Genomic DNA, 23,394 nt, shown 5'->3' with positions numbered 1-23,394 from the left:
ACTTTGTCGTGCTGATTAAATTTCTAATCTTTGGCCTGCTGTGGCGGATTGTAGGCAATCCGTTCTTGGCTGTTCTTATTTTCCTCATTATTCTGTATTTCCTGGATCGTCGCTATGTTGGGGTGATGCCAAGCTTCATGAAGCCACTTAAACGTATGCGTAACATCTCACGGCTCCGGCAACAGCTTGCCATGAGTCCGAATGAAGTCTCTTCCAAGCTGGATCTGGCACGTCTGTTGATTGAACGCAAACGTTATAGCGAAGCTCATGCCTTGCTGCTGGAACTGGAACGTCCTTACGAGCAATCAGCCGAATACTGGGAGGAGCTGGGCACAACTGAGCTTCATCTGGGCCAAACGGAAGAAGGAGAGCGTCATATTTTGCAGGCACTGGATATTAATCCAAGGGTGAAATATGGACGTCCTTATCTGACACTTGCAGGTGCATTCAAGGATACTCACCGGGACAAAGCGCTGGCATACGTTCAGCAATTCCAGGAGATTCATTCCTCATCCAGTGAAGCGTATTATCTGCTCGGCTCGGTGTACCGCTCCCTTGGACGTACTGCTGATGCAAAGCAAGCCTACGAGCAATCACTTAACGTATATCGCTCCCTGCCAAAATATAAGAAGCGCCAGGAACGTCGCTGGGCTGTTCGCAGCTGGTTCCGCAAGCGTGGACTGTAAAGCTGTTTGATTACGTTAGATTGAGCATTGGATTCGACGTCGTGAATTTGAAATGTACGCATCCATCCATTCATTCATGATAAACGATTTCACCAAATAAAAAGTGCACTGATTCTTGCCCCAAGGCAGAAATCAGTGCACTTTTGTTATACATCCACATGTTGCAGAGTTAAATCAGCAGCTTACGCAGCCGTTCCTCATTACCTTTCATCCAGTCTACCCGTTCTCTCAGCTTCCTGATTTGCTGCACAGCCACTTCAGGCTCATCTATACCTTCGAACAATCGACTGATAAAATGCATCACCACATCCAGACTTCGAAGCAAAATAAGCGCTGGAATCACGCTCAGCTCCTCTGGTTCCAGGTTGACCTGTTGCCTGAATCCCTGAATCATTCCCTCCAAAGCCTCCCACATCCATGCCTGCTCCTTGTCCATCGTCAGAAAGTCAGACATGGGCACAGCAAGCTCCATTATCCGCAGATCCCATGTGGCAAATTCAAAATCCAAAATGGCACATATGATATCCTGAGAGTCTACCAATACATTGGATGCATTCAAATCCCCATGGACCAGTTGATGTGGCAAAAGCTCCATGCCTCGCAGCGTATTGAATAAGTCTGGCAATACAACCTTCAGCTTCTGCAAGTCATCCGCACATGCCATCAGCGTATCCAGGGGTGAGATGCACAGTTGTAACAGTTTCTCCGGTGAACAGAGCGGGTAAGCTTCCTGAATCTGATAATAGGGCGGATAAACGGGAGCCAGGGATATGGGAAGGTGCGCCATAACGGAAGACAGCATGCCAGCCGCCCTGCCCAGCCCACTCAGCTGATCGGGTGTATTCCACACGGGATTATGGCCCTCACGATAATGGAACAACGTCACGATTTTGCTCCGGCCCGAGGAACGATCCTGCACAGCAAGAAATGTTGCATGCTTCTCATCAGGAAGGCTAACGGGCGCAGGCACATCAAGCTCAAACTCTGAACGTGACAAGGCAGACAGCACCTCGTGTTCAAAAGCAATTTTCATTTGATCATTATGCGTTTCATACTGCCTCAGCACGTAACATTCTTCGTCTACATCTACCATGAAGGTAGAGTTGTTCATGCCTCCCTTTCCACGCTGAGCTTTCCAATTGGACGTGAAGCCATATGAGGATAAAACTGTGGATATGAGCTGCTGTTCTGAATCGTTTAGGGAACCTGAATCGATGATGTGCACCAAAAATAACTCCTTTATCTCACGTAATACAACCTCTATATGTCCTCATCTTAACGGAAGTATTTCTTTCGGTCTAGTCAGCTTCGAGGTAATAGTCATTATAAGCTTCACTGCCTGCTGATCAGGCAAATGGATAGTATCCTGTACGATTCAATTGTTCTGCAATCACGCGATAGCCTTTTGCATTTGGATGAACCCTGTCCCAAAATAATAGTTCACGTTCACGCCCTTCAAACCGGTCATAGACCTGAGCACAGGCATAGTTCCCCGATCCTGCACCATTCAGAAAGGAATTATATTGCCGCACCCAGTATGCAGCTTCTGCCGCTTGCGGATACGGGTTGTACAACCCAATCGTACGGACCATATATACACTGTTTCCTTTCAACTGCCGGATGTGCCTCATAATCTGTGACACGTTACTGCGAGTATCCCCAAGCACCTGTGTCATCTTACTTGCATTCGGGATCCCGCCGCTCGCTTTGAATGTACGGATCAGATCATTCCCACCAATCGACAACGTAATAATATCCGCCTCACGCAGCGATTGCCGTACTCTTGGATTGTTGGATATCATCTGCAGCATTTCCCCTGACGTAAGTCCATTCACTCCCAAATTATCCATCGATACAAACGTACGCACATTCATTTCTGCCATTCTCCGATATAAAGGAACAAAGCCGGTGCCCAGCAGCGCTCCTGTACCTACCGTTAATGAATCTCCTATAGCCACATATCGATATACCATCCCGCCGCCCCTCTCTGCTGTGTTATAAACTACTCCATATACAATTCCTATATATCGTATGAGAGGAACGGAGACAAGGCGCGGGATGGTGTCCGTAGGCATACACATTTATTTGTTCGTTTCACCAATGGTTTGCACAAAACCATACAAAAAACCCGCCGGGAATCCAGCGGGGCTGTTCATATATCATTTGATTACATACCTATGTTACGATCCGAATCAACGGAATCTGCCTGTTCCTTGTTCGGGAATGGCCACCAGTTGGCACGGCCAAACATTTTCACCATTACAGGAACGAAGAATGGCAGGAACAACAGAGAATACAAGATCAGTCCGCTGAGTACAACCGTCGCAATCTGCATCATCGAAAGAACTCCCGATGGATACATTGCGGCAAAGGTTCCACTCAGAATGACGGCTGCAGACAGGATAACCGTACCCATGTTTTTCATGGCATATAGCATGGCATCCTGTACTCTCATGCCTTTGTTCTCATTGAAACGGTCCATCAGGAAGATGCTGTAATCCACACCCAGTGCAATCAGCATGACAAAGCCGAAGAACGGTGTAACCCAGCTGATACCCGAGAACCCAAGTATATTCACAAAGATCGCTTCAGTCAGGGCCATGGATGTGAAATAAGCCAGCAACAACGAGACAATCAGATACAGCGGCATAATAACCGAACGGAGCAGCAGGACCAGAATGATAAACGTTCCTGCAAGCATCAGCATAACTGTGCGTGTGTAGTCGTTGTTGGAGACTTCCTGCAGATCTGCAAATGTACTGGTTACCCCGCCAATTGCAATATCCGCTTTTTCAAGTGCACTACCCTGTACGGCACGATGTACAGCAGCTTCAATATCCGGAACACGATCAATCGCTTCAGTTCCATATGGATTCTCGGCAAAAATAACGTCAATCGTCATCGTTTTCCGATCTTTGGACAGATACGTATCGAATACCTGCGTGAAGTCCTTACTATTCAGTGCTTCTTCAGGAACATACCAGCCTGCCAGATCGGAATCAGGAGAGTTTTGCAATTGTGTCAGGTAGTCCTGTGCTGAATCGAGTCCACCTGATACCTGTTCGATTCCATCTACACTCTGATTAAGACCATCTGTCAATTGAGTCAGTTGACCACTCAGATCCGAGAAGCCTTGCTGAATTTTCTCCTGACCCCCCTGAAGCTGACCAAGTCCATTCTGGATTGAAGGAATTTCACTAATCACTTTACCTTGACCGTCAGCGGCCTGTTTGAGACCGGATTGTAACTGACTGATTCCCGTCACAATCTGACCCAGACCATCGGCAAGTGCCTTCTGTCCGGATGCTGCGGACGCAAAGCCAACGTTCGCCTGATTGATTCCAGCCGCGGCTTCGCCCAGCTTGGTTTGAATTTGACCCAAACCTTGAGCGAGCTGTGCCGTGCCGGTACCTGTTTCACCAAGGGTTCCTTTGACCCGCTGATAATCGGCATCTTGCAGCAACTCAGGATAGCGCTCTTCAAGCGCTGTAAACGAATCATTCAAGCTGGTCAACGCTGTAGATACACCTTTGAGCTGTTGTTGCAGTTCACCTACACCATCACCCAGCGCAGCGACACCTGCTCCTGCCTGACGATAGGCTTGAAGCAGCTGATTGTTTGCCTGTGCAAGTTGATCCGCACTCGTTTTGGCTTTCTGCAGACCTGCTTTTAGATCACCGGCGCCCGAGGAGCCGTCACGAATACCTTTTTCAATCTGCTGAAGTCCTTCCGACAACTGTGTAATACCAGACTGCAATTGGGAAGTACCTTTGGTCAGTTCTCCAGCCCCATCCGCAGCTTCTTTAAGTTGGGGTTCATTTTTGCTTAACTGACTGCTGGCTTCGCTCAGACCATCACGGATTTTATCCAGACCCGTTTTACCTTCGCCCAAACCATCAGACAATGTGCCTACTTGTTGTGTCACTTCAAAATCTTTGATCTCATCACCGGTTGGACGTGTCATACTGCGGACACCAGAGATCCCTGGCACCTTCTCCACTTCCCGGCTGATCTTTTCGGCGAGCGCCATATATTTGGCATTATCCATGGCTTCATCATTCTGGATAACGACCTGACCCGGCAAGGATTCACCAGGACCGAAGCTGTCGGAAATGATATTGAATGCTTTGACCGAATCATATTTCTCACCAATCTCATCAAGACTGTTAAACGACAATTTGCCGTCGTAAGTTGCCAGCAATGGCACACATACCGCTGCAACGATGAGCAGGGCTGCCCATGGACGTTTTAGGGAGAAACGACCGGCTGCACCATAAATCTTGCTCTCGGCATGCTCCAGTGAACCCTTGGAAGGCCAGAACAGCCTTTTGCCCAGCACTGCCATGAAAAATGGAACAATCGTGACTAATGCCAGCATCATCACGGCAATACCAACAGCAACTGCTACCGCGGAACGATACAACATAAACTGTGCAAAACCAATGGCAATGAATCCAACCAGCACGGCGAGTGCGGAGAAGAATACCGTTTTGCCTGCAGTTCGATAAGTAGCAATAATGGCATCCCACGTATTTTCATGATGAGCCAATTCTTCCTTGAACCGGCTAATCAACAGGATGCAATAGTCCGTACCGATCCCGAACATGACTGCCACCATAAAGATCTGCGTAAACGTCGATATAGGGAAGTCTAGTCCGTCCACAAGGAACGCAACAATCTGCTGTGAAACAATGTAGCTGATCCCCACCGTAAGCAGTGGAACAAATGGAGCGACAAAAGAACGGAATACAAGGAACAGGATGAGCAAAATAAATACTACGGTAATGTACTCCGATTTTTTGAGTCCTTCTTGGGAACTTTCCACCGTATCCTCATCAATTAAGCCTTTACCGGTTATGTAATGCTCCACATTGACCGATGACAAAGCTTCATTGAGATCTTCGCGCATTTCCTTGACTGTACGATCTCCCTGATCAATGGAAAGCGACGTTAGGATCGTCTTGCCATCGGCAGAGATCATTTTGTCTGATAATTCTGGTTGAGAGAACGGTTCCAGTATGGACAGAATGCCCAGTTTCTCTTTTTCGGCCTCCAGTTTCTTAACGGCCTGTTCTGCCTCTTCTTTACCCTCGGCACCCAAACCATCCGGATTATAAAATACAAGAGCCAACTGGCTGCCCTGCTGCTCTCCCTTTTGTGCTGCGGCTTCTTCCAGAATCGCCGCTGCCTGGGTGGAAGAGTGTCCTTCAGGAACCGAAAACTGTCCCTTTTCCCGAATCAATTCACTCATGTTAGGGGCGGTGAACATTAATACGGCAGCCACAACGACCCATAGCCCCATCAACCACCATCGCGCTTTCAAAATCGTTCTCATTCGTTCTCCTGTCCTCCTTCATGCGTTAGCAAAGCTGCGAGCTTCTCAAAAGATTCAATGAAATTCTGAACCTCTTCCGGTTTGAAATGGACCAAATACGGCTCCAGAAGCTGCTGTATTTCCTGTTCCGTTTCCCTGTATACTTCACGTCCATTGTCCGTCAGGGTCAAATAAACAACTCTGCGGTCACGCTCATCCCCGGCCCGATGGACCAGATCCCGATCCACCAGCTTGTTGACCAGAGCAGTGATACTGCTCTTGCCTACACACAAAAGCTCTGCCAGATCAGAAGGCGTACATAAGGGTTTCTCCTCAATCATACGAAGTGCACAGAACTGATCTGTGGTAATGGTTTGGCCCAGGCGTTCACGTATCTGGGTATCAAACCGTTTGGTTACCAGGAAAGAAGCATCCAAATAGCGGTTAACCAAACTTCTAGCATCCGGTGTGTTCATTCTTCATTCTCCTTCCTTCGAAATATAGTTCACTCATAGAACTATTCTTCAATGAAACTATTCTATAATGAAACTATATTGCAAAGCAATACGTTTTTCCTATTTTTATTAAACAAACGACAAAAAAACAGGACGTCCGACTCAGCTGCTTCGCCAAATCCAACATCCTGTTATGATTATGCTCTCTTTACGTTACACAGTAGTAGACATCTACTAGTCTTCGTCTTGCTCCTCGTCCTTCTCCAATACACAGCGGAAGCGCTCCACACCCGGAACCAATTCACCCAGGCTATACACCACGAATCCCGTATTTCGATAAAACTCTACCGCTTCCACATCGGTCTCTGCGATCAGTCTGTCGGGGTTATATTTGGCCAGCACCTGTGAAATCATGCCACGACCATAATTTTTAAAACGGTTCTCAGGCAGGACTGCGATGTGATGAATAGTGATCTCACTCGTTCCTGTACTTTCATATCCAATCAGACCGATCAGCTGGCCTTCGTCTTCATAACCGTCCAAATGCAGCTCGTCCTTATTAACATACTGTTGTAACGCACGATTCAGGTGATCCGGGTCGGGAAAGACCGAGTAGGACAACAGCTCCTGCACTTCCGGCTCCTGTATGCGTGATTTCAATTGAATTAACACCCTGATTCCTCCTATAACTTGCTTGATTCCGTTATCGTATTGTAGTCGTTAGCCTTTAAAAGTTCAAGTCGTATGCCGTTTAAGCTCCGATTGGAGTTCAGACGTGATACCTTCAGGCACCTGAATTCCTGCCAAATGATATGCATCCAGCAGCGCACCTCCGACTGCCGGCACATTGCTGGTAATGTAATGAATCTGTTGTCCACCCGGTTTATAGGCTGTATCCAGCCCCTTTCGAACGGCCTCCACCATATAAGGTGTACTCAGACAACTTCCTGTAAGCGTCATGCGCACCTGCTGATCTTTAAAACACGATGCAAGCATGAGAATACCCACAACGGCCGTATCCGCTGCTGAATCACATACTCTGACCGCAAGGGGAATATTTTCGGCTGCTGCTTCGGTAACCAAAGGAGCCATTTGCCCAAATATCCGATTGATCGCCTGTCTATTTTCAGCAAAACCTGATACGCCCAGTGCAGCAAGCTCCGGAATCGAAGTTACATTCCAATAGGCTAGTATCTGCTCGATCCAGGGTTGTTCCTGTGGACCATAACGTCCCGCAAGGATGGAATGCACCGTGTCATAAGCCAAAAAACGAGCTGCTGTTGGCGCATAGTGGCCGAACTGGTCATTGCGGAGCCAGGTCCCCTGTTCCGTTTTACCCAGAATCAGAGAGCCTGTGCCTCCAATAGCTACAATGCCCGGCTCACCACCAAAGGCTGCCGTATGTGCAATATGCGTGTCATTTACCGCGCTGATTCTGCCCAATATACCGGTTTGGGCGAGTAAAGCTTCAGCCCAGACCGTATCTTCAGGCCGATCCAGGCCTGCCATCCCCGCCTGAATGGAAGCAATCTGCTCCACTTCTAGCCCAGCTCCGCGAATGGCTTCAGCGATGCCCTCCAATACATGCTGCTCTGCATTGGCATCATGATAGCGGTTGCAACCACCTTTTTGCACATAAGACAAAACCTTTCCGTCCTCATCGGCTAATGCCACACGTGTATGGCTTCCCCCGCCATCCATCCCAATCACATATGTACTCATTCTGATCCCCCATGTTCTGGTGTGATGATGTCCCCTATCCCATGATGCTTCTCGTGATGTTCCTATTAAGCTACCGAGTAATACGAACTGTCGGGACCTTACTACGCGATCCCGGCAGAGCTGCTATTGCTTCTGTGCAGCGAAACGAAGCAGTTCACAACGGAACTGTGTCGGTTCATCATATTTTTCCTCTTCGATCGTCTGTGTTACATGTTCCTGAAGCAGAATGTTCCAATTAGCATAAGCCTTCTCCAGTAATGCGATAGCCTCCGCTGTGGGCAGATTCAATTCAATCAACGGCTCAATCTCCCGGCCTGTGTTGATTTCCTTTTCCTCTACACTCGTACTCATCGTGATACAATGAATGCCGCCTGTACGGGTTCCCGCTTGCAAACGTTCAATAGCTTCCACTAAAGCTTGTTTATTTGAAACATGTTCCAGACAAGAGCAAGCCCCAATATAATCAAAATGATCCGGCTCGATAGCGTAATGCTCAACATCTGCTTTCTCTGCTTGCACGATATGATCAACCTGATATTCTTTCGCATATTTGCGAAGTCCATCTACAGCCTCATCCAGCAAATCCACCCCGATAACTTCACTATTTGTTTGCCCGAGACGCTGTGCAATAGGTATCGTATGTCTGCCTACACCACATCCCAAGTCGAGAACTCGCAGTTCCGTCTTATGGGCAAGGAGACGCTCCAGCATATCCATAACCATAGGCATGGGCCTCGCCATCCAGGTACCGGACGCGAATAATTCATTATTCTGATAGAAGTTAGAATGGTAACCTGCCTCTGCTTTCCGTGCAGCCTCAAATTGTTCATTTGCCATAAAAGCACCTCCATAGATTAGATATTAATCGTCAATGTCCCCGAACCTGCAAACAGAATAATGGTGAGAATTACCATCACTACAAATGCCCCAGTTACGAGTAATTTACCTGTATCCTGCTTATACGTATTGTCATTAAATAACATCACGCCGCCGATGGTCATGGCTATCGGAGGAAGAAACAGTGTCATCAGAACAAGCAACACAATTGAATATCGATCCAATATAAATTCATCATTTTCAATCATGTACGGTTGTTCAGGCTGAACCGTTTTGGTAGTAACCAGATTGCCGCAAGATTTGCATTTGAACTCATCCTCTGCCATTTTTTCATGACAATATGAACAAACTCTAGGTGTATATGGCATCTCGCACCTCCCCTTAAGGACATCTTCTACTTAATACCCAGGTTGCTTTATTGGAATCAGATGAATGATGATACTACAGAAGAATTCGATAGGTTCTTTGTCAAAAAGGATTCAAGTACATCTTCGTATCGGGGACGATCCACTTGAAACGCTGTTCCATGACCCGCACGGGGGATAGTCAACAGTTCTTTTTCTGTCGGACAAGCTTCATATAGTCTGTAAACCATTTCCGTCGGAACAAACGTATCTGCCTCACCATGAATAAAAAGAACAGGAACAGGAACTTGAACTTTGGTGAGTTGATTTAGTGCCGATGCCTCCCCAAAGAAGTAGCCTGCCTTCCATTTAGAGATAAGACTGGTAACGGGTATAAACGGATATGCGGGCAACTTGTATAGCTGCTTGAGCTGGAAGGTCAGTTCATCCTTCACGGAGGTATACGCACAATCCGATACGATGGCCTTCACCTGATCAGGGAGAGCTTCACCACCTGTCATCAATACTGTAGCGCCTCCCATCGAAATTCCATGCAAGATGATCTCCGTCTCCGTACCGACCTTGCCCAGAACCCAATGGACCCACTGAACATAATCTCTACGGTCCAGCCAGCCGAATCCGATGATATTGCCTTCACTTTGACCATGACCCCGATCATCCGGCATGAGCACGTTGTAGCCCATCTTTTCAGCATAAAAGCGCGCAAAACCTGCCATCTCTCTGCCTTTTCCCGAATAACCATGAGCCAGGATAACTGTTGGTTGCTGCGATCCCCTGTGGGAAGGAAGCCATGTTCCATACAGCTTTAATCCATCATGGGATTCAATATATATATCTTCGATTGGCTGCGTATTAAGCCACGTCAAGTCAGACGCACTGCTGATAATTTCGTTATCCGGTTCTGGCATGAGGTTCGGATTATCAACCAGAAATGATTTTGGAGCACGCCTTATGGCGGTTTTGAAGAAGTAAAGTCCACCTAACCATAGTAAGGCAAGAACGATCAGCACCAGAACGGCAAGGCTGTATAATAACATGAACATTTCCCTCTCTTTCAGTCGATCTTCCACGTGAAACATGTATGTATACTATCTATCGTTTCGTAATTTCTCCGGACAAAGATGCTTGTTGCCACTTCTGAATCACGTTGTTTAGAGCTTCAAGCGTGAAGGGTTTACCAATAAAATCATCCATTCCGGCTTCAAAACATTTCTCTTTCTCTCCATCCATAACATTTCCTGTCATCGCAATAATCGGAATGGGATGCCACAACTTATCCTGTTCTATGGCTCTGATATGGCGTGTCGCCTCCAGTCCGTCCATTACAGGCATCATGTTATCCATCAGGATCATACTATATTTATTGCTGAGAAAAGCCTCGCTAGCCTCTTCCCCATTAGAGACGGCATCCACCTGCGTCATGCCCAGCTTTTTGAGTTGCATTTGCACAACTTGCCGATTTATGACGTTATCGTCTGCCAGCAAGATTGATATCGGAAGAGATGTACGATTCTGCTCCTGGTTCTCCTTGCCGTGAACCATCTGATTGGATAACGATTCATTCGTTCTGTGCGATGATTTCATCTCGCCATGTTCATTAGACATCACATGATCACTCTCCTAATCGCGAATTATGCCATACTGCTTATACGAAGGCTTCACTCAATCTTTTGCAGCAACTTCAACAGCCTCGATCGTCCCCGTTCAAATACAACCTATTTATTCATTATACATGAACGACGAATGGCATACATTCATATAAAAAAACTGACCTGCGTTATTAACGCAAGTCAGTTTTCCCCTCTGCGGCGAGTCCAAGCTTTTTTAACAAACGAATTGCATCTGCCTTTTCCGAAGGTTCCAGTCCATCCACCGCATCAATGATCACCTGGTGGTGCTGAGGAAAGATTTGTGTGAACAGATGTCTTCCTTCCTCCGTCAATTCAGCGTATATGACACGCCGATCTTCCTTGGATGCTCGACGAATCAGCAGATTTTTGTTCTGAAGCTTGTCCACAACATACGTGATATTGCCACTGGACATTAACACTTTCTCACCGATCTTTTGCAACGCCTGCGGCCCTTTATGGTATAACAAATCAAGCACGCCAAATTCTGTCGTATTCAGTCCATGACTCTGGATATCCCGGTTGGACCTGGATGTAACGGAATTGTATGCGCGAGCGAGAACCACAAATAATTGTAAAGACAGTTCCCGATTGTCCTCGTTGTTCGGCATTTCTTAATCCTCCATCAGTTGTTTACATTTCGACCTGCGCCTGAAGATCGTATCTGCTCCCACTCTTCGCGCAGCATTCCCATACGAATTGAATCATAATGTTTGCCATCCACGATGCGGCATTTGCGCATACGTCCTTCCACTTGCAGTCCAGCCTTCGAAGCTGAACGCATCATCCGTTCATTGCCTGACCAGGTTGTCAATCCAACCCGGGCCAGGGGCAATTGCTCGAATAAGTGACTGGACCACATCTGAATTACTCGCGTGCCGATCCCGCGCCCCCATTGGGCTGATCGATATAGCACTATTCCCATTTCCAGCCACAAGGATGGACGATGTTCCCAATAATAGCTGATTGTACCGACGATTCGGCCATTCAACTCAATAATTCGAATGGATTCCGGATCAGCATTGCTCTGAGTTGCTTCAAGTCTTCTTAACATGCTCCGTTCGAAGTCTTCGTAGCTCTCATGTTCAAGGGCATAATATGGCGCATCCCATTGTTTCCATTCCGGTACGTCTTCACTGTAGATCAATTCATAGAGTTCAGTCAGAACCTCTTTCTCCACACATCGAAGAACAATCTCACCATCCACTAACGGGTTTTCCCTCATCTATGCAATGACCTCACTTTCCGTTCATGAACGATGACGCTCATCGATGCTGCCATCATCCTTCGCAAGAATGACGGTGTCCGCCATTTTAATAAACAGTCCATTATCGACAACACCTGGGAGCATATTTAACTGAACGTTAAGCTCCGCAGCATGTTCTATGGCTTCCATGCGGCAATCTGCAATGAGGTTTCCATTATCCGTAAGATAACGTTGATCCCCATCCATGCGCCATTCCGGGTGACACCCAAGTTTCTCCAGCGCCTGGAAGGTCCATTCTGAAGCAAACGGAACCACTTCAACTGGCAACGGGAATTTTCCCAGCTTTTGTACGGCTTTGCTGCCATCGGCCACAATAATCAGTTTGTCGCTGTTTGCAGCTACAATTTTTTCACGCAAAAGCGCACCGCCGCCACCTTTGATCAGGTTAAACTCGGGGTCAACTTCATCTGCACCGTCAATGGTCAGATCCAGACGTCCAATTTGATCAAATGGAACGATCGGAATTCCCCACTCTTTGGCGAGCTTGTCCGATGCTTCCGAAGTAGCTACAGCCTGAATGTTCAACCCTTCGCGTACCCTCTCACCAATTCGACAAATAGCGTAATACGCCGTTGACCCTGTACCCAATCCAACCTTCATTCCATCTTGAACATATTCTGCCGCGCGCTCAGCTGCTATCTGTTTAAGATTCATCTATAAACCCCCGCCTGCTCATGATTTGAGAAATGCATACTGTAGTTATTATAGATAAAACCGCTTCCGATGTATATCTGTGCATGACGTGTTCAACTGGGAGACTTGGCCTGTTTCTCTGCTTCACATGTATCATTGATGTTGATTATGTACATTCTTGGTTAGATTCTCCTCCCTGATATCTTATTTGTGTGGCAGAAGAAAGTCCGTTTTCTGTCGTTTTCACTATTTTTTCAATGTTTTAGGATGTTTTTTAACCCACCATGTTATAGAATACAGAATGAAACTAAAAAATGGGAATTATTTTAAATAAACAGTTCTAAATACCTACATCTTACTTTCATATGTCCATAAATACGTAAAATATTAAAAAAGTTTTAACAAAACTATTCAATTTGACGACATTTTATACGACATATTAAGTATAGATGTGTTTTAATAATTAGACACCCATGGGTATCTAGGTAAAAATATCTCTACATAGCGACCAGGAACCCAAGACCATGGTCTCATATTATGCCTTTGGAGGGGATACGGGAATGACTTAATTTGCATCATGAAGACATCAGCATATTATCAATTCAAAGAAGATCAGGAGTGGACTTTAGTGAAATCATTAAGTTGGAAAAGCATGTCTTTTTTCTCCAAAAATCTGTTGCTTTCATTTACTAACATTATTATTATCGGCGTGGCACTTATTGCCAGCAGCTATTACTTTCAAAAAACGATTCTCGTCGACCAGCTACATGGTCAAGTAGAACAAATTACCAAGAAATGGGCAGAGGGTATTGATTCCACCGAAGTGCAGGCTGCTATTGCAGAAGGCAATTATGATGGAAAAGCACAAACCAAATTGCGTGCCTATTTCGATGAAATGCAGCAATATTATCCTAACATTGCACAAGCCTACATCTTTGGCGTCGAGCTGGGTGGAGATAACAAGCGGTTAACTTCCCTTGTTGCTATGCCAACCAATCTAAAGGAAGCCTTCCAGAGTGAAAATGTAAATATCGGGGACATGTATGAACAGCCTGTCGTTGTGGCAAATGCACTGAAAGAAATGCTGAATACTGATCGCCCGACGTTCACCACATTTTATTCCGACGATTTCGGTACCTGGACAACCATTGCTTATCCTATCAAGGATAGTAACGGCAAGATCTACTCTTACTTTGCAGTCGATGCAGACGCATCAGCAGTACCTGCCGGACTGAACAAATTGCTTAAGAACGGAATTATCATCCTGGTAGCGTTCCTGCTGTTGTTCCTGATTATCCAATATCTTGTTGTCAAAAACACGCTTTCCCCTATTCGTCACCTGATCAAAGGGATTGATGACGTAAGCCGGGGTAATTTGAATGTCAAAATTCCGACAGGCAAAGACGATCTGGGCATTGTGAACGAAAAGTTCAATACCATGGTTCGCAAGATCAACGACACCATTGTCAAAGTGCAACTCACTTCGCAAGAAGTTAACGAGTCTGCCAAGGAATTGTATGAAGTCTCCGAAAGAAACAGCGAGAATGCTGATTCTATTAATAGCAACGTTACTCAGATTACATCCAATATTCGTGCACAGGAACAGGCAACCCGGGATAGTGCCCGTGCGATGTCCGAGATGGCTATCGTCATTCAGACTATTGCCAGCAGTTCAGCGAGCGTAGCTGATGAGGCCTATGAGATGGAACGTCGATCCCAACAAGGAAACAGTGTGGTTCGTCAGGTGTCCGAACAGATGAATCTGATTACGGAATCTGTTAAAAACACCGCTTCTGCCATTCAGGTTCTGGAGAGCCGCTCTCAGGAAATTGGCGATATTCTGAACATCATCTCAGGCATTTCCAGCCAGACGAACTTGCTTGCACTCAACGCATCCATTGAAGCAGCACGTGTTGGTGAAGAAGGCCGAGGATTCGCGGTTGTAGCAGGTGAAGTACGTAAGCTTGCCGAGCAGTCCGAACAATCCACGAGCCAGGTTGCTGTACTGATCCAGGAGATTCAGGCAGAAATCAGACAAGCCGTTCGTGCGATGGAACAAGGAACGTCTGAAGTGGACACCGGGCTAAGTGTAGCTGATCAAACCGGTCAATTGTTCGAAGAAATTCTTGAAGCAGCCAAGAAAGTATCGAATCAGATTCAGGAAGTATCCAGTGCTACAGAAGAAATTTCTGCAGGTACAGAAGAAATGACCGCAACTGCGGATGATTTGTCTGCGAGTGTGAGTAAGACAGCTGACAACAGTGAACGGATTTCTTCATCCGTTGATGAACAAAAAGCATCACTGATTACACTTGTTGATTCCTCTACCCGTTTGAACAGCATGTCTGAGGAACTGCAAGAACTGATTTCGCATTTTAATGTAAGCAAACAATAATTCAACCCACAACTTGAACAGTTTGAACCAAGGAGGAACAACTGAAGTGGTCGAAAATCAATCATCATCTCCCCAAACAGTGGAATCTGGCCTGCCGGTTCTTCAGATTCCACTGGATTTTGGGCGCCGTCAACAATCATTCACTTATGAGTCTACTCATATTTCACTGGAATCGTCCCTGGGTCGGGAACTGAAACAAAAATTCGGCTCAGAGGGCGTGTATCCAGCTTTATTGTCTGCCTACGCAGCCTTGTTGTTCCGTTTATCAGCTGAGCAGGAACTTGCCATCGGCACGCTGGCTCCCGATCAGGCAGCTTCCCATGTGTTATTGCAGATTCAAGGCAAGTTAACCTTTAAAGATCTAATTCATCAGATTTCAGATCAACTCCAGCTTCATTACACGCTCCAAGCGGGAGGTAATCCGGAAACGCTGTTCATGTTTAACAGTGTACAGCTGCCTAAAGCTCCTCAATTGTTAAATTGGAATATTCGTGATGATCAGAATATGCTCACGCTGGATCTGTTCTATGACAGTTCACTTCTAAATGAATCTACGGTCACAAGATATGCAGAGTACTATCAGACTCTTCTTCTGGCTATGTTGCGTGACCAAGACAAGGCCATCGGCACAGTGGACATTTTATCCGCTTCAGACCGGCTGCTATACCGAGAAATGAATGATACCGCCGTTATCGAACCGGAGCATCAGACGATTCATGGCTGGTTCGAAGCAACAGCAGCCGAATATCCGGAATCGCCAGCAATTACGTCATCAACTGGTCGGTACACCTATAGAGAATTGAACGAACGTGCCAATCAGGTTGCCCGTGTGCTGTTATCCAACGGATTGCAAAAAGGAGAATTCGTCAGCATCTTTATGGAGCGGAGTCTGGAAACGATTATTTCTTTGCTCGGTATTCTCAAAGCTGGCGGAGTCTACGTTCCTGTCGATCCTGAGCATCCACAAGAACGCAACAGTTATATTGTCGAAGATACAGCTTCATCATTTGTCCTGACCAAAGAGTCCTCTTTACCTGAAGCATCACGGTTATTCTCAGGAATTACTACAGTTCGCCAAATCCTGGCCGTGGACGGACGCCTTGCCGGATTTGCAGCAAGCAACCCCAATCTGGATATTCAGCCAGACGACCTGGCGTATATCATCTATACCTCGGGATCTACCGGCAAGCCCAAAGGTGCACTTATTGCCCATCGGGGTGTTGCCAATCTCGGTAGTGTGGTGCAACGGGATTGCGATATTCAACCAGGTGACGTATTAACCCAGTTTGCTACATACAGCTTCGATGCATCAGTGTGGGATACGATTGGCGCCTTGTTCTACGGAGCAGAACTGTACCTGTTGTCGGCGGAAGAACGTGTATCCGTTGAAGAATTTGCAAGTGCAATTGAGCGCACAGGCACAACGATTATTACAATACTGCCAACCATCTTTTTCAACCAGCTTGCTTCCTTCCTATCTGATGAAGGCTTCCACAAGCTGGCCAAAGTCAAAATCATTACCGTGGCTGGAGAAGCACTGTATGGTGAGCAGGTTCGTGCCTTCCAGCGCAAATTCGGCAACCAAATTGATATCGTCAATGTATACGGACCTACGGAATGTACGGTAGCAACAGCGACCCATCGAATTAGTGAGCAAGTTCCGGAAAGTGTCGTTAACATTCCAATCGGCAGACCGATTCATAACTATAAAGTGTATATCGTCAATGAAGAACAGCAGTTATGCCCGGTAGGCGTTCCTGGCGAGGTATATATAGCAACACCCGCCCTGGCCAAAGGTTATCTGAACCAGCCAGAGCGTACAGCGCAGGCATTCATTGAAAATCCATTTGCCATCGATGAGAAAATCTATAAGTCTGGCGATATTGCCAAAATGCTCGATAACGGACAGCTGGAATATGTCGGACGCAGCGACTCCCAGTTAAAAATCCGAGGTCACCGAATTGAGATTGGTGAGATTGAGGACCATTTTGCCCGTCTTGATCAAGTTCAGGATGTTGCCGTGATTCCGAAAAAAGAATCGGATGGTCAAAACATGCTCGTAGGGTACTTTACATCCAAAGATGGCAGTACACTTTCCGTTGCAGACATTAAAGCCGAGCTGACGGTTAAGCTTCCTTCCTATTTTGTACCTAAATGGATTTGTCAGCTTGATGAAATGCCGATCGCACCGACAGGCAAAATAAATCGCAAAGCGATGGTATCTCTGCCACACGTAGAGCGTCATGAAGATCGACCTGATCGGGTACTACCGGAGACGAAAACCGAAGCGATTATTCTGGAATCCTGGAAAGAAATTCTTCAGCACGATGACTTTGGTGTGGAGGATAGCTTCTTCGCCATTGGTGGCGATTCTCTTCGGGTCATCCATATATTGGTCATTCTGAAGCCGCATTATCCACAGCTGAAAATTGCCGACTTTTTTGCCGAGAAAACAATTCGTGCCCTGGCACAACGCGTGGAGACGCTGGCTCAAGCTAAAGAAGAAACTGCCCATTCCTCTGTGAATGACGGCGTAATCACCCAATTGTCAGAACATCCTGTAGAGCTGAAATCCCAGATTGGATATCCGGAAATTCTGAATCCCGAGCATGTGCTCCTGACAGGAGCTACCGGATATCTTGGATCCCATGTGCTGCAACAGTTAATTCTAACTTCGAATACACGCATCTATACTCTTGTTCGCCGCCCCGCAGACGGAAGCTCTGCGATGGAACGATTGAGCAGCGTCATGAAAGATTACTTTGGACCGGAACTGCTACCTCTCCTCGCATCCCGCGTCGAGATTATCGAAGGCGATCTGGAGCAACCGAATCTTGGTCTTTCAGTCGAGCAGACAACTTACGTGCAAGAACGAATTGACCGTGTGATACACTGCGCTGCGGATGTACGACATTTCGGGGATGTAGCACAATTCGCCAAAACCAATGTGGATGGAACCACCGCATTGCTTAAGCTCGTTCGCAGTAAACCAGGTGCCTCCTTCCACCATGTATCCACGATGGGGATACCGGAAGATCTTGCACTCAGTGGACAGTGGGAGTCTTCATTGCAATATGATCGCTTCCCAGCGGACCTGCACGTGGACAACCTGTACTCGGACAGCAAGCTTGAAGCCGAGAAAGTGCTTATGATTGCTGCTGAAGAAGGTGTACCTGTGAGCATCTATCGTGCAGGTAACCTGACCTGTCATTCCGAGACGGGACGTTTCCAGTCTAATATCGATAGCAACGCCTTTTACCGTATGATTAAAGCGATGTTATTGCTGGGCAAAGCTCCGGCAGCCGACTGGATGGTTGATTTTACACCTATTGATTATGCAAGTCAGGCAATTGTACATCTGGCATTACGTCAGGATACAGCAGGACGTGTATTCCATATCTGTAACCCGGAACCTATCAGCTATGATGATCTGATCCGATCTGTAAATCGGGCTGGATATGAAGTGGAGACTCTGCCTTTTGCAGAATACACCAGCTGGTTGTTCGATGGCAGTGTGAGCAAGGACCCTGAGGCGCTTCAACTGGCTATCGCCCAGCTTGAAGGAGACGGTGCCAAGGATTCGGCATATGTGTATGCTTCTCCTGTAACAACCGCTTATGTGGAACCAGCCGGCATTACATGCGCCAAAACAGATGATCATTTCATCTCAAAAATGCTGGAACATGCCATCGAGATTGGTTATTTCCCTAAGGCCGTCCGACCGCAGTTTGGTACTTCGCCAACAATGGAATAACTCCAATAAAGTGAATGCATATATTGCATCCATTAATGAATATAAAGAAGCCACCTCAACGTCAGTGATGACGGATAAGGTGGCTTCTTTTCTTCATGAAGGCTTCTCAAATCAAGCGGATCAAGGCAATGGCAGCCAAATGTGCAGGATAAAAATAACGCCAAATCCAACGCGGACCTTTCAGACGGAAGCCTGCGTTATAATACTGGGCCATTGCAATTCCTGCCGTAGCAATCACGCTGTACATCTGAATAGAGCTGCTGTGCAGAAAAATATACAACACATTTAAGAGTAGATGAGCCACTACCAGTACTGGACCCTGGAAGTAACGGAATAGCAATACAAGCAGTAAGCCATACATACCGTAATCCATATGGGTCATTTCCATGATCAAGCCTGCACCGACGACAATCGGGATACTCAGCATACGTACCGGAAGTTTATCGAGCACGATCAATACAAGCAGGGCAGACCACAATGTCCATACCACATTCAGCGAAAAATGATTAAAAGCCGCCATAAACGGCAATTGAGAGATCACTGCTATCCAGAACAATCGCCATATGTATTTTTGTACGTTGCGCGTATGTTTATAACCGATATAAACGGCAAAAGCATAGATTGGAAAAGCTATCCGACCAATGATCCGCAGCTCACCCACCTGTGGATAAAAGACGGCTCCTATATGATCGATCAACATCGTGATCATGGCTATCCATTGCATCATTTTGTGCTAATCCCTCCTGCTTATCCTGAACTTTAGGGTTCTCCAAGTCTTTCTTATATATGAAGTTCATAATACATGAACTTGGTGTCCAGCGTATAGCCTTCCGACTCATATAATGCCTGAGCCTTCTTGTTGCTTATCGCCGTAGAGAGCACTATTCGTACAGCCCCACTCTCATTTCCCCATAGTCGTGCAGCTTCCAGCAGCTTACGCGCAATTCCTCGCTGGCGATGATCCGCATGTACGTACAGATCATTTAGTACCCAGATTGGCCTCATGGCACTGAACTAAAGCTAGGATACAGCTGTATAAATCCACCAAACTCACCCGCTAAGGGTCTATTCGTCAAACTGCACTCCTCTTCCTTTTCTGTCTCCAATTCCGATTCTGCAATCAAAATTACGGATTCATTGCGTTCCATTCGTTCTTTTATGTATTCACTTGCTCCCTCCAGATCGGTACGCTGTTCGTAAAACATTCTATAGTCATTTAACAACTGTGCCACTCCGTTAACATCGCTAAGCTCAGCACGTCTGATCCGATACGCCATCTTCCCTCATCTCCTTATGTAAAACGTCTACCTACTTCATTCCATCCTCTTATTTTAAGGCAGATCCGAAAATCTCCCCATTCATCATCTGCATCAAAGTTTGTAATATATTTCGATAATCCAAACTTAAAAGTATATTTCAGTGGAAGCGTCGCACACTATAGTCAGATTACAGGCTCGGCATTACAGCATAGGGAGGCGAAACTGAAATGGAAAAAGACAATATCTATGAACAGGTTAAAGCTAATCTGTTGGGTGTTGCCGACATAATCTATCAGCCTTTTCAAGTTGGACCTTTCCATTGTGAACTCATCTATATTCAGTCCATTGTGGATACCCCTACCATGCGGGAAGCCATCGTCAAACCATTGCTTGAGGAAGCCTCACGAAATGAAATAGATCATCAATTCATTACTCGTGTCGTGACCGGATCATTTTTCACTCTTAACAGCCACCACTCGAATTCACCAGAAGCAATAGTGGATAATATCGTGTCAGGTAATGCAGCCTTATATATCGAGGGTATTTCGGGAATGATCCATTTTTCACTTCAAAATTATCAAAGACGTTCCGTACCGGAATCAACCAACGAAGTCGTGATTGTAGGGCCCCAGGAAGCCTTTATCGAAGATATTCATGTGAATATGTCTCTGCTTCGGCACAAAATTAAACACCCTGATTTGAAGATGATCAAATTCACCATTGGAAAATATACTAAAACCGAGGTGTTCGTTGTATATATTCAAGGGTTATGCAAAACGGACATTCTGGAAAATGTGTTGGAAAGCCTTGGTAATATTGATATGGACAGCAGCCTGGGCGTGAGTTATTTATCTGAATTTCTGGAGGATCATCCGCTCTCTCCTTTTCCGCAATATCAATATACCGAACGGCCGGATACGGTGGCTGCTGCACTGGTTGAAGGACGGATCGGGGTCATGCAGGACGGAACACCGTTTTCCCTGCTCATTCCGGTAACCTTTTTCTCTTTAATGCAGTCTTCGGAGGACTATTATCAACGATTTTATTCCGCCTCCTTTATCCGGCTTATTCGTCTGTTGTTTGCCTTTATAGCCTTCCTGCTGCCATCCTTTTATGTCGCCGTTACTACATTTCACCCGGAAATCATTCCGACCAACCTGCTGATTACGATTGCTTCTGCGAGAGAAAACATTCCCTTCCCTGCCTTGATTGAAGCGCTCATTATGGAAGTAACTTTTGAAGGTTTGCGCGAAGCGGGGATTCGTATTCCGAAGCCGCTGGGCCAAACGGTGTCTATTATCGGTGGGATTGTTATTGGTCAGGCGGCTGTACAGGCTGGGATAGTCTCAGCACCACTGGTTATTGTCGTATCCATCACAGGTATTGCCGCCTTTATCATCCCGCACTTCGAGCTCGGACTGGCCTTCCGGCTACTTCGTTTTCCGGTACTGTTTATGGGCGGAACGCTGGGTCTGTTCGGCATTGTGATCTCGATCTATCTGATCTATTGGTACATGGTTAGTCTGCGTTCATTTGGCGTACCATACATGCAGCCCTTTGCCCCCCTCGTGCTGCGTGATATCAAGGATACTATCGTTCGTGTGCCTTGGTTCCTGATGAAGAAGCGACCAGCAGCCTACGAAGATGCTAATAAGAAAAGGCAAAAAACATGAAAACGTTGATGGTTACAACCAAACTGAGTGTCGTTATGATATGCGTTTTACTGTGCAGTGGCTGCTGGTCCAAAGTAGAGATAAATGAACGTACGTTTATTACAGCCATGTATGTTGATAAAGGTGAAAAACCGGGTGAAATCGATATTTCACTAAGTATGCCACTGCCCAACCGTCTCTCTCCGGAAGGAACGGGGGGGCCCGGAAAAAATCCATATGCTCTCGTTTCGGCTACCGCATCCACCATCGCTGACGCCATGGAGAAAATCCAAACAGATCTCACACGAAAGATTTCCTGGGGGCACACACGGGTAGTGGTATTCGGTGAGGCATACGCCAGAGAGGGAATTCAAGATGCGATGGAATGGATCTCACGTGAACCTTTGTTCCATCTTAGCAGTTACGTCATGGTTTCGAAGGGCAGAGCCAGAGACGTGGCTGATCTGACTCCGGTTTTCGAAGAAACACCCAGCGATGTGTTAAGAGAATTTGCAACCGAAGAAAACATGTTAAAGACGCAAATGCTCAGTGTACTTATGGCTGACAAAATGAATCAGGGCTTTGCCGCCCCCTTGCTGGAATCAAAAGGAACCGCGATGGCAAGTGAGGATAATAGACGAAAGCAATGGACCAGTCAGAGAGGTGGCGCTCTTTTCAAACAGATGAAGATGGTTGATTCGATCTCGCCCGATGAAACAAGGACCATCGCCTGGGCCAATCGCAAATTGGATACCTTGGCCGTCTCCGTGGAAACCGATGATGAGAAAGCGAGCATGACGGTCTATAATATGAATTCCAAAATCAAGGTCAGGCTTGTCAATGGACAACCTTTCTTTGACATCACTTTGCGGGGGCAAGCAGAGCTGAATTCCGTGATTCCGATTCTCAAGGTAAAAGATATTGTGGGTGTGAAACAGATCGAGCAAAAGGCCAATGAAAAAGTGAGCACCTTTCTAACAGACGCAATAAGGACCGGCCAACGTAAGAAAGCCGATATTCTGATGCTCGGTTATCGCCTAGAATGGGCTTATCCTCGGGTCTGGGAACAGTTGCGCCCCGTTTGGAATGATTATGTCAAAAACGAATTGCAGTTTAATGTGCATGCCCAAATCAACATCCAGTTCGTAGGTTCGGAATCCAGCTACTGATAGGAACAGAGGAAAGCTTCAGGCCACTTTAGGAGGTAAACCAATGATTGCTGTTGTTTTGTTTGCCGTACTGTACATACTCGAGTGGCCCATGATTAAGTCCAGCAAAAAAGGAATGAAACGGACCTATTTCGTTCTGCTGGGGATATTTCTGCTGTGGAATACGTTGGCTGTCTCTGTACCGGGCTGGCCTAATCCCAATGATGTCATCAGGCTGGTCTTTGGCTGGGCAGACCGCTTGTTTGGCTAAGAAAGGAG

The 23,394-nt window shown here is 46.4% G+C and carries 22 protein-coding genes; 6 read left to right on the top strand and 16 right to left on the bottom strand.

Translation table 11 applies throughout. The features are described 5' to 3' along the window. Positions 1 to 8 precede the first annotated feature (8 nt). Positions 9 to 686 carry a tetratricopeptide repeat protein gene (locus tag AC3ITG_RS11245; RefSeq protein WP_413377368.1) on the top strand — a complete coding sequence of 226 codons (678 nt, stop codon included), beginning with the start codon at positions 9 to 11 and terminating at the stop codon, positions 684 to 686. 169 nt (positions 687 to 855) lie between these two features. On the opposite strand, the gene AC3ITG_RS11240 is transcribed toward AC3ITG_RS11245, so the two are convergent. From AC3ITG_RS11240 to rpiA, 13 genes are all read right to left on the bottom strand, one after another. Beyond that, complete coding sequence (locus AC3ITG_RS11240; RefSeq protein ID WP_489253757.1) at positions 856 to 1,911, bottom strand: phosphotransferase; 1,056 nt, start codon at positions 1,909 to 1,911, stop codon at positions 856 to 858. Between the two features lie 121 nt (positions 1,912 to 2,032). Beyond that, entirely contained in the window at positions 2,033 to 2,659 is a 627-nt protein-coding gene (locus AC3ITG_RS11235; RefSeq protein WP_113052683.1) for a GDSL-type esterase/lipase family protein, read from the bottom strand. 194 nt (positions 2,660 to 2,853) lie between these two features. Next, positions 2,854 to 6,021 (bottom strand): MMPL family transporter, encoded by a 3,168-nt coding sequence (locus AC3ITG_RS11230; RefSeq protein ID WP_489253756.1) that lies wholly within the window; start codon positions 6,019 to 6,021, stop codon positions 2,854 to 2,856. Beyond that, a complete protein-coding gene (locus AC3ITG_RS11225; RefSeq protein WP_063564696.1) occupies positions 6,018 to 6,476 on the bottom strand; it encodes a MarR family winged helix-turn-helix transcriptional regulator in 459 nt (152 codons plus the stop codon). The genes AC3ITG_RS11230 and AC3ITG_RS11225 overlap by 4 nt, the downstream gene beginning before the upstream one ends. Positions 6,477 to 6,689: 213 nt before the next feature. Beyond that, positions 6,690 to 7,127 (bottom strand): GNAT family N-acetyltransferase, encoded by a 438-nt coding sequence (locus AC3ITG_RS11220; protein ID WP_489253755.1) that lies wholly within the window; start codon positions 7,125 to 7,127, stop codon positions 6,690 to 6,692. A gap of 63 nt (positions 7,128 to 7,190) precedes the next feature. Then, positions 7,191 to 8,177, bottom strand: a complete 987-nt coding sequence (locus tag AC3ITG_RS11215; protein WP_489253754.1) for an N-acetylglucosamine kinase — start codon at positions 8,175 to 8,177, stop codon at positions 7,191 to 7,193. A gap of 123 nt (positions 8,178 to 8,300) precedes the next feature. Beyond that, entirely contained in the window at positions 8,301 to 9,014 is a 714-nt protein-coding gene (locus AC3ITG_RS11210) for a class I SAM-dependent methyltransferase (RefSeq protein ID WP_489253753.1), read from the bottom strand. A gap of 17 nt (positions 9,015 to 9,031) precedes the next feature. Continuing rightward, positions 9,032 to 9,382, bottom strand: a complete 351-nt coding sequence (locus AC3ITG_RS11205; protein ID WP_489253752.1) for a hypothetical protein — start codon at positions 9,380 to 9,382, stop codon at positions 9,032 to 9,034. Positions 9,383 to 9,438: 56 nt separating this feature from the next. Beyond that, entirely contained in the window at positions 9,439 to 10,416 is a 978-nt protein-coding gene (locus AC3ITG_RS11200) for an alpha/beta hydrolase (RefSeq protein WP_489253751.1), read from the bottom strand. A gap of 55 nt (positions 10,417 to 10,471) precedes the next feature. Next, positions 10,472 to 10,984: a response regulator gene (locus AC3ITG_RS11195; protein ID WP_489253750.1), complete on the bottom strand. Its 513-nt coding sequence runs from the start codon at positions 10,982 to 10,984 to the stop codon at positions 10,472 to 10,474. Between the two features lie 175 nt (positions 10,985 to 11,159). Next, complete coding sequence (locus tag AC3ITG_RS11190; protein ID WP_024630132.1) at positions 11,160 to 11,618, bottom strand: MarR family winged helix-turn-helix transcriptional regulator; 459 nt, start codon at positions 11,616 to 11,618, stop codon at positions 11,160 to 11,162. A gap of 14 nt (positions 11,619 to 11,632) precedes the next feature. Beyond that, positions 11,633 to 12,232, bottom strand: a complete 600-nt coding sequence (locus tag AC3ITG_RS11185) for a GNAT family N-acetyltransferase (RefSeq protein ID WP_489253749.1) — start codon at positions 12,230 to 12,232, stop codon at positions 11,633 to 11,635. A gap of 24 nt (positions 12,233 to 12,256) precedes the next feature. Continuing rightward, positions 12,257 to 12,928 carry a ribose-5-phosphate isomerase RpiA gene (gene rpiA / locus AC3ITG_RS11180; protein ID WP_076289446.1) on the bottom strand — a complete coding sequence of 224 codons (672 nt, stop codon included), beginning with the start codon at positions 12,926 to 12,928 and terminating at the stop codon, positions 12,257 to 12,259. 631 nt (positions 12,929 to 13,559) lie between these two features. On the opposite strand from rpiA, the gene AC3ITG_RS11175 reads away from it, so the two are divergent. After that, on the top strand, positions 13,560 to 15,302 hold the full coding sequence (locus tag AC3ITG_RS11175; RefSeq protein ID WP_413379570.1) for a methyl-accepting chemotaxis protein: 1,743 nt from the start codon (positions 13,560 to 13,562) through the stop codon (positions 15,300 to 15,302). 46 nt (positions 15,303 to 15,348) lie between these two features. Beyond that, a complete protein-coding gene (locus tag AC3ITG_RS11170) occupies positions 15,349 to 19,056 on the top strand; it encodes a non-ribosomal peptide synthetase family protein (protein WP_489253748.1) in 3,708 nt (1,235 codons plus the stop codon). Between the two features lie 106 nt (positions 19,057 to 19,162). On the opposite strand, the gene AC3ITG_RS11165 is transcribed toward AC3ITG_RS11170, so the two are convergent. The 3 genes from AC3ITG_RS11165 to AC3ITG_RS11155 are packed head-to-tail and all read right to left on the bottom strand — an operon-like array spanning position 19,163 to position 20,333. Beyond that, positions 19,163 to 19,783 carry a TraX family protein gene (locus tag AC3ITG_RS11165; protein ID WP_413377345.1) on the bottom strand — a complete coding sequence of 207 codons (621 nt, stop codon included), beginning with the start codon at positions 19,781 to 19,783 and terminating at the stop codon, positions 19,163 to 19,165. Positions 19,784 to 19,836: 53 nt separating this feature from the next. Beyond that, the gene (locus AC3ITG_RS11160) at positions 19,837 to 20,061 is read right to left on the bottom strand and encodes a GNAT family N-acetyltransferase (protein ID WP_489253747.1); all 225 of its coding nucleotides are present in this window, start codon (positions 20,059 to 20,061) and stop codon (positions 19,837 to 19,839) included. Continuing rightward, a complete protein-coding gene (locus AC3ITG_RS11155; RefSeq protein ID WP_489253746.1) occupies positions 20,058 to 20,333 on the bottom strand; it encodes a hypothetical protein in 276 nt (91 codons plus the stop codon). The genes AC3ITG_RS11160 and AC3ITG_RS11155 overlap by 4 nt, the downstream gene beginning before the upstream one ends. Positions 20,334 to 20,542: 209 nt before the next feature. Here AC3ITG_RS11155 and AC3ITG_RS11150 point away from each other — a divergent pair, with 209 nt between their 5' ends. Genes AC3ITG_RS11150 through AC3ITG_RS11140 form a run of 3 tightly spaced genes read left to right on the top strand, consistent with a single transcriptional unit; the run spans position 20,543 to position 23,386 of the window. Next, positions 20,543 to 21,988 (top strand): spore germination protein, encoded by a 1,446-nt coding sequence (locus tag AC3ITG_RS11150; RefSeq protein ID WP_413377341.1) that lies wholly within the window; start codon positions 20,543 to 20,545, stop codon positions 21,986 to 21,988. Beyond that, on the top strand, positions 21,985 to 23,136 hold the full coding sequence (locus tag AC3ITG_RS11145; RefSeq protein WP_413377339.1) for a Ger(x)C family spore germination protein: 1,152 nt from the start codon (positions 21,985 to 21,987) through the stop codon (positions 23,134 to 23,136). The genes AC3ITG_RS11150 and AC3ITG_RS11145 overlap by 4 nt, the downstream gene beginning before the upstream one ends. Positions 23,137 to 23,179: 43 nt before the next feature. Beyond that, positions 23,180 to 23,386, top strand: a complete 207-nt coding sequence (locus AC3ITG_RS11140) for a hypothetical protein (protein ID WP_489253745.1) — start codon at positions 23,180 to 23,182, stop codon at positions 23,384 to 23,386. Positions 23,387 to 23,394 lie beyond the last annotated feature (8 nt).

It is taken from the genome of Paenibacillus sp. GL_099_B (assembly GCF_057835695.1).
Note: the sequence above shows the minus strand (reverse complement) of the source record. Positions and strands in the feature narration are given on the sequence as shown.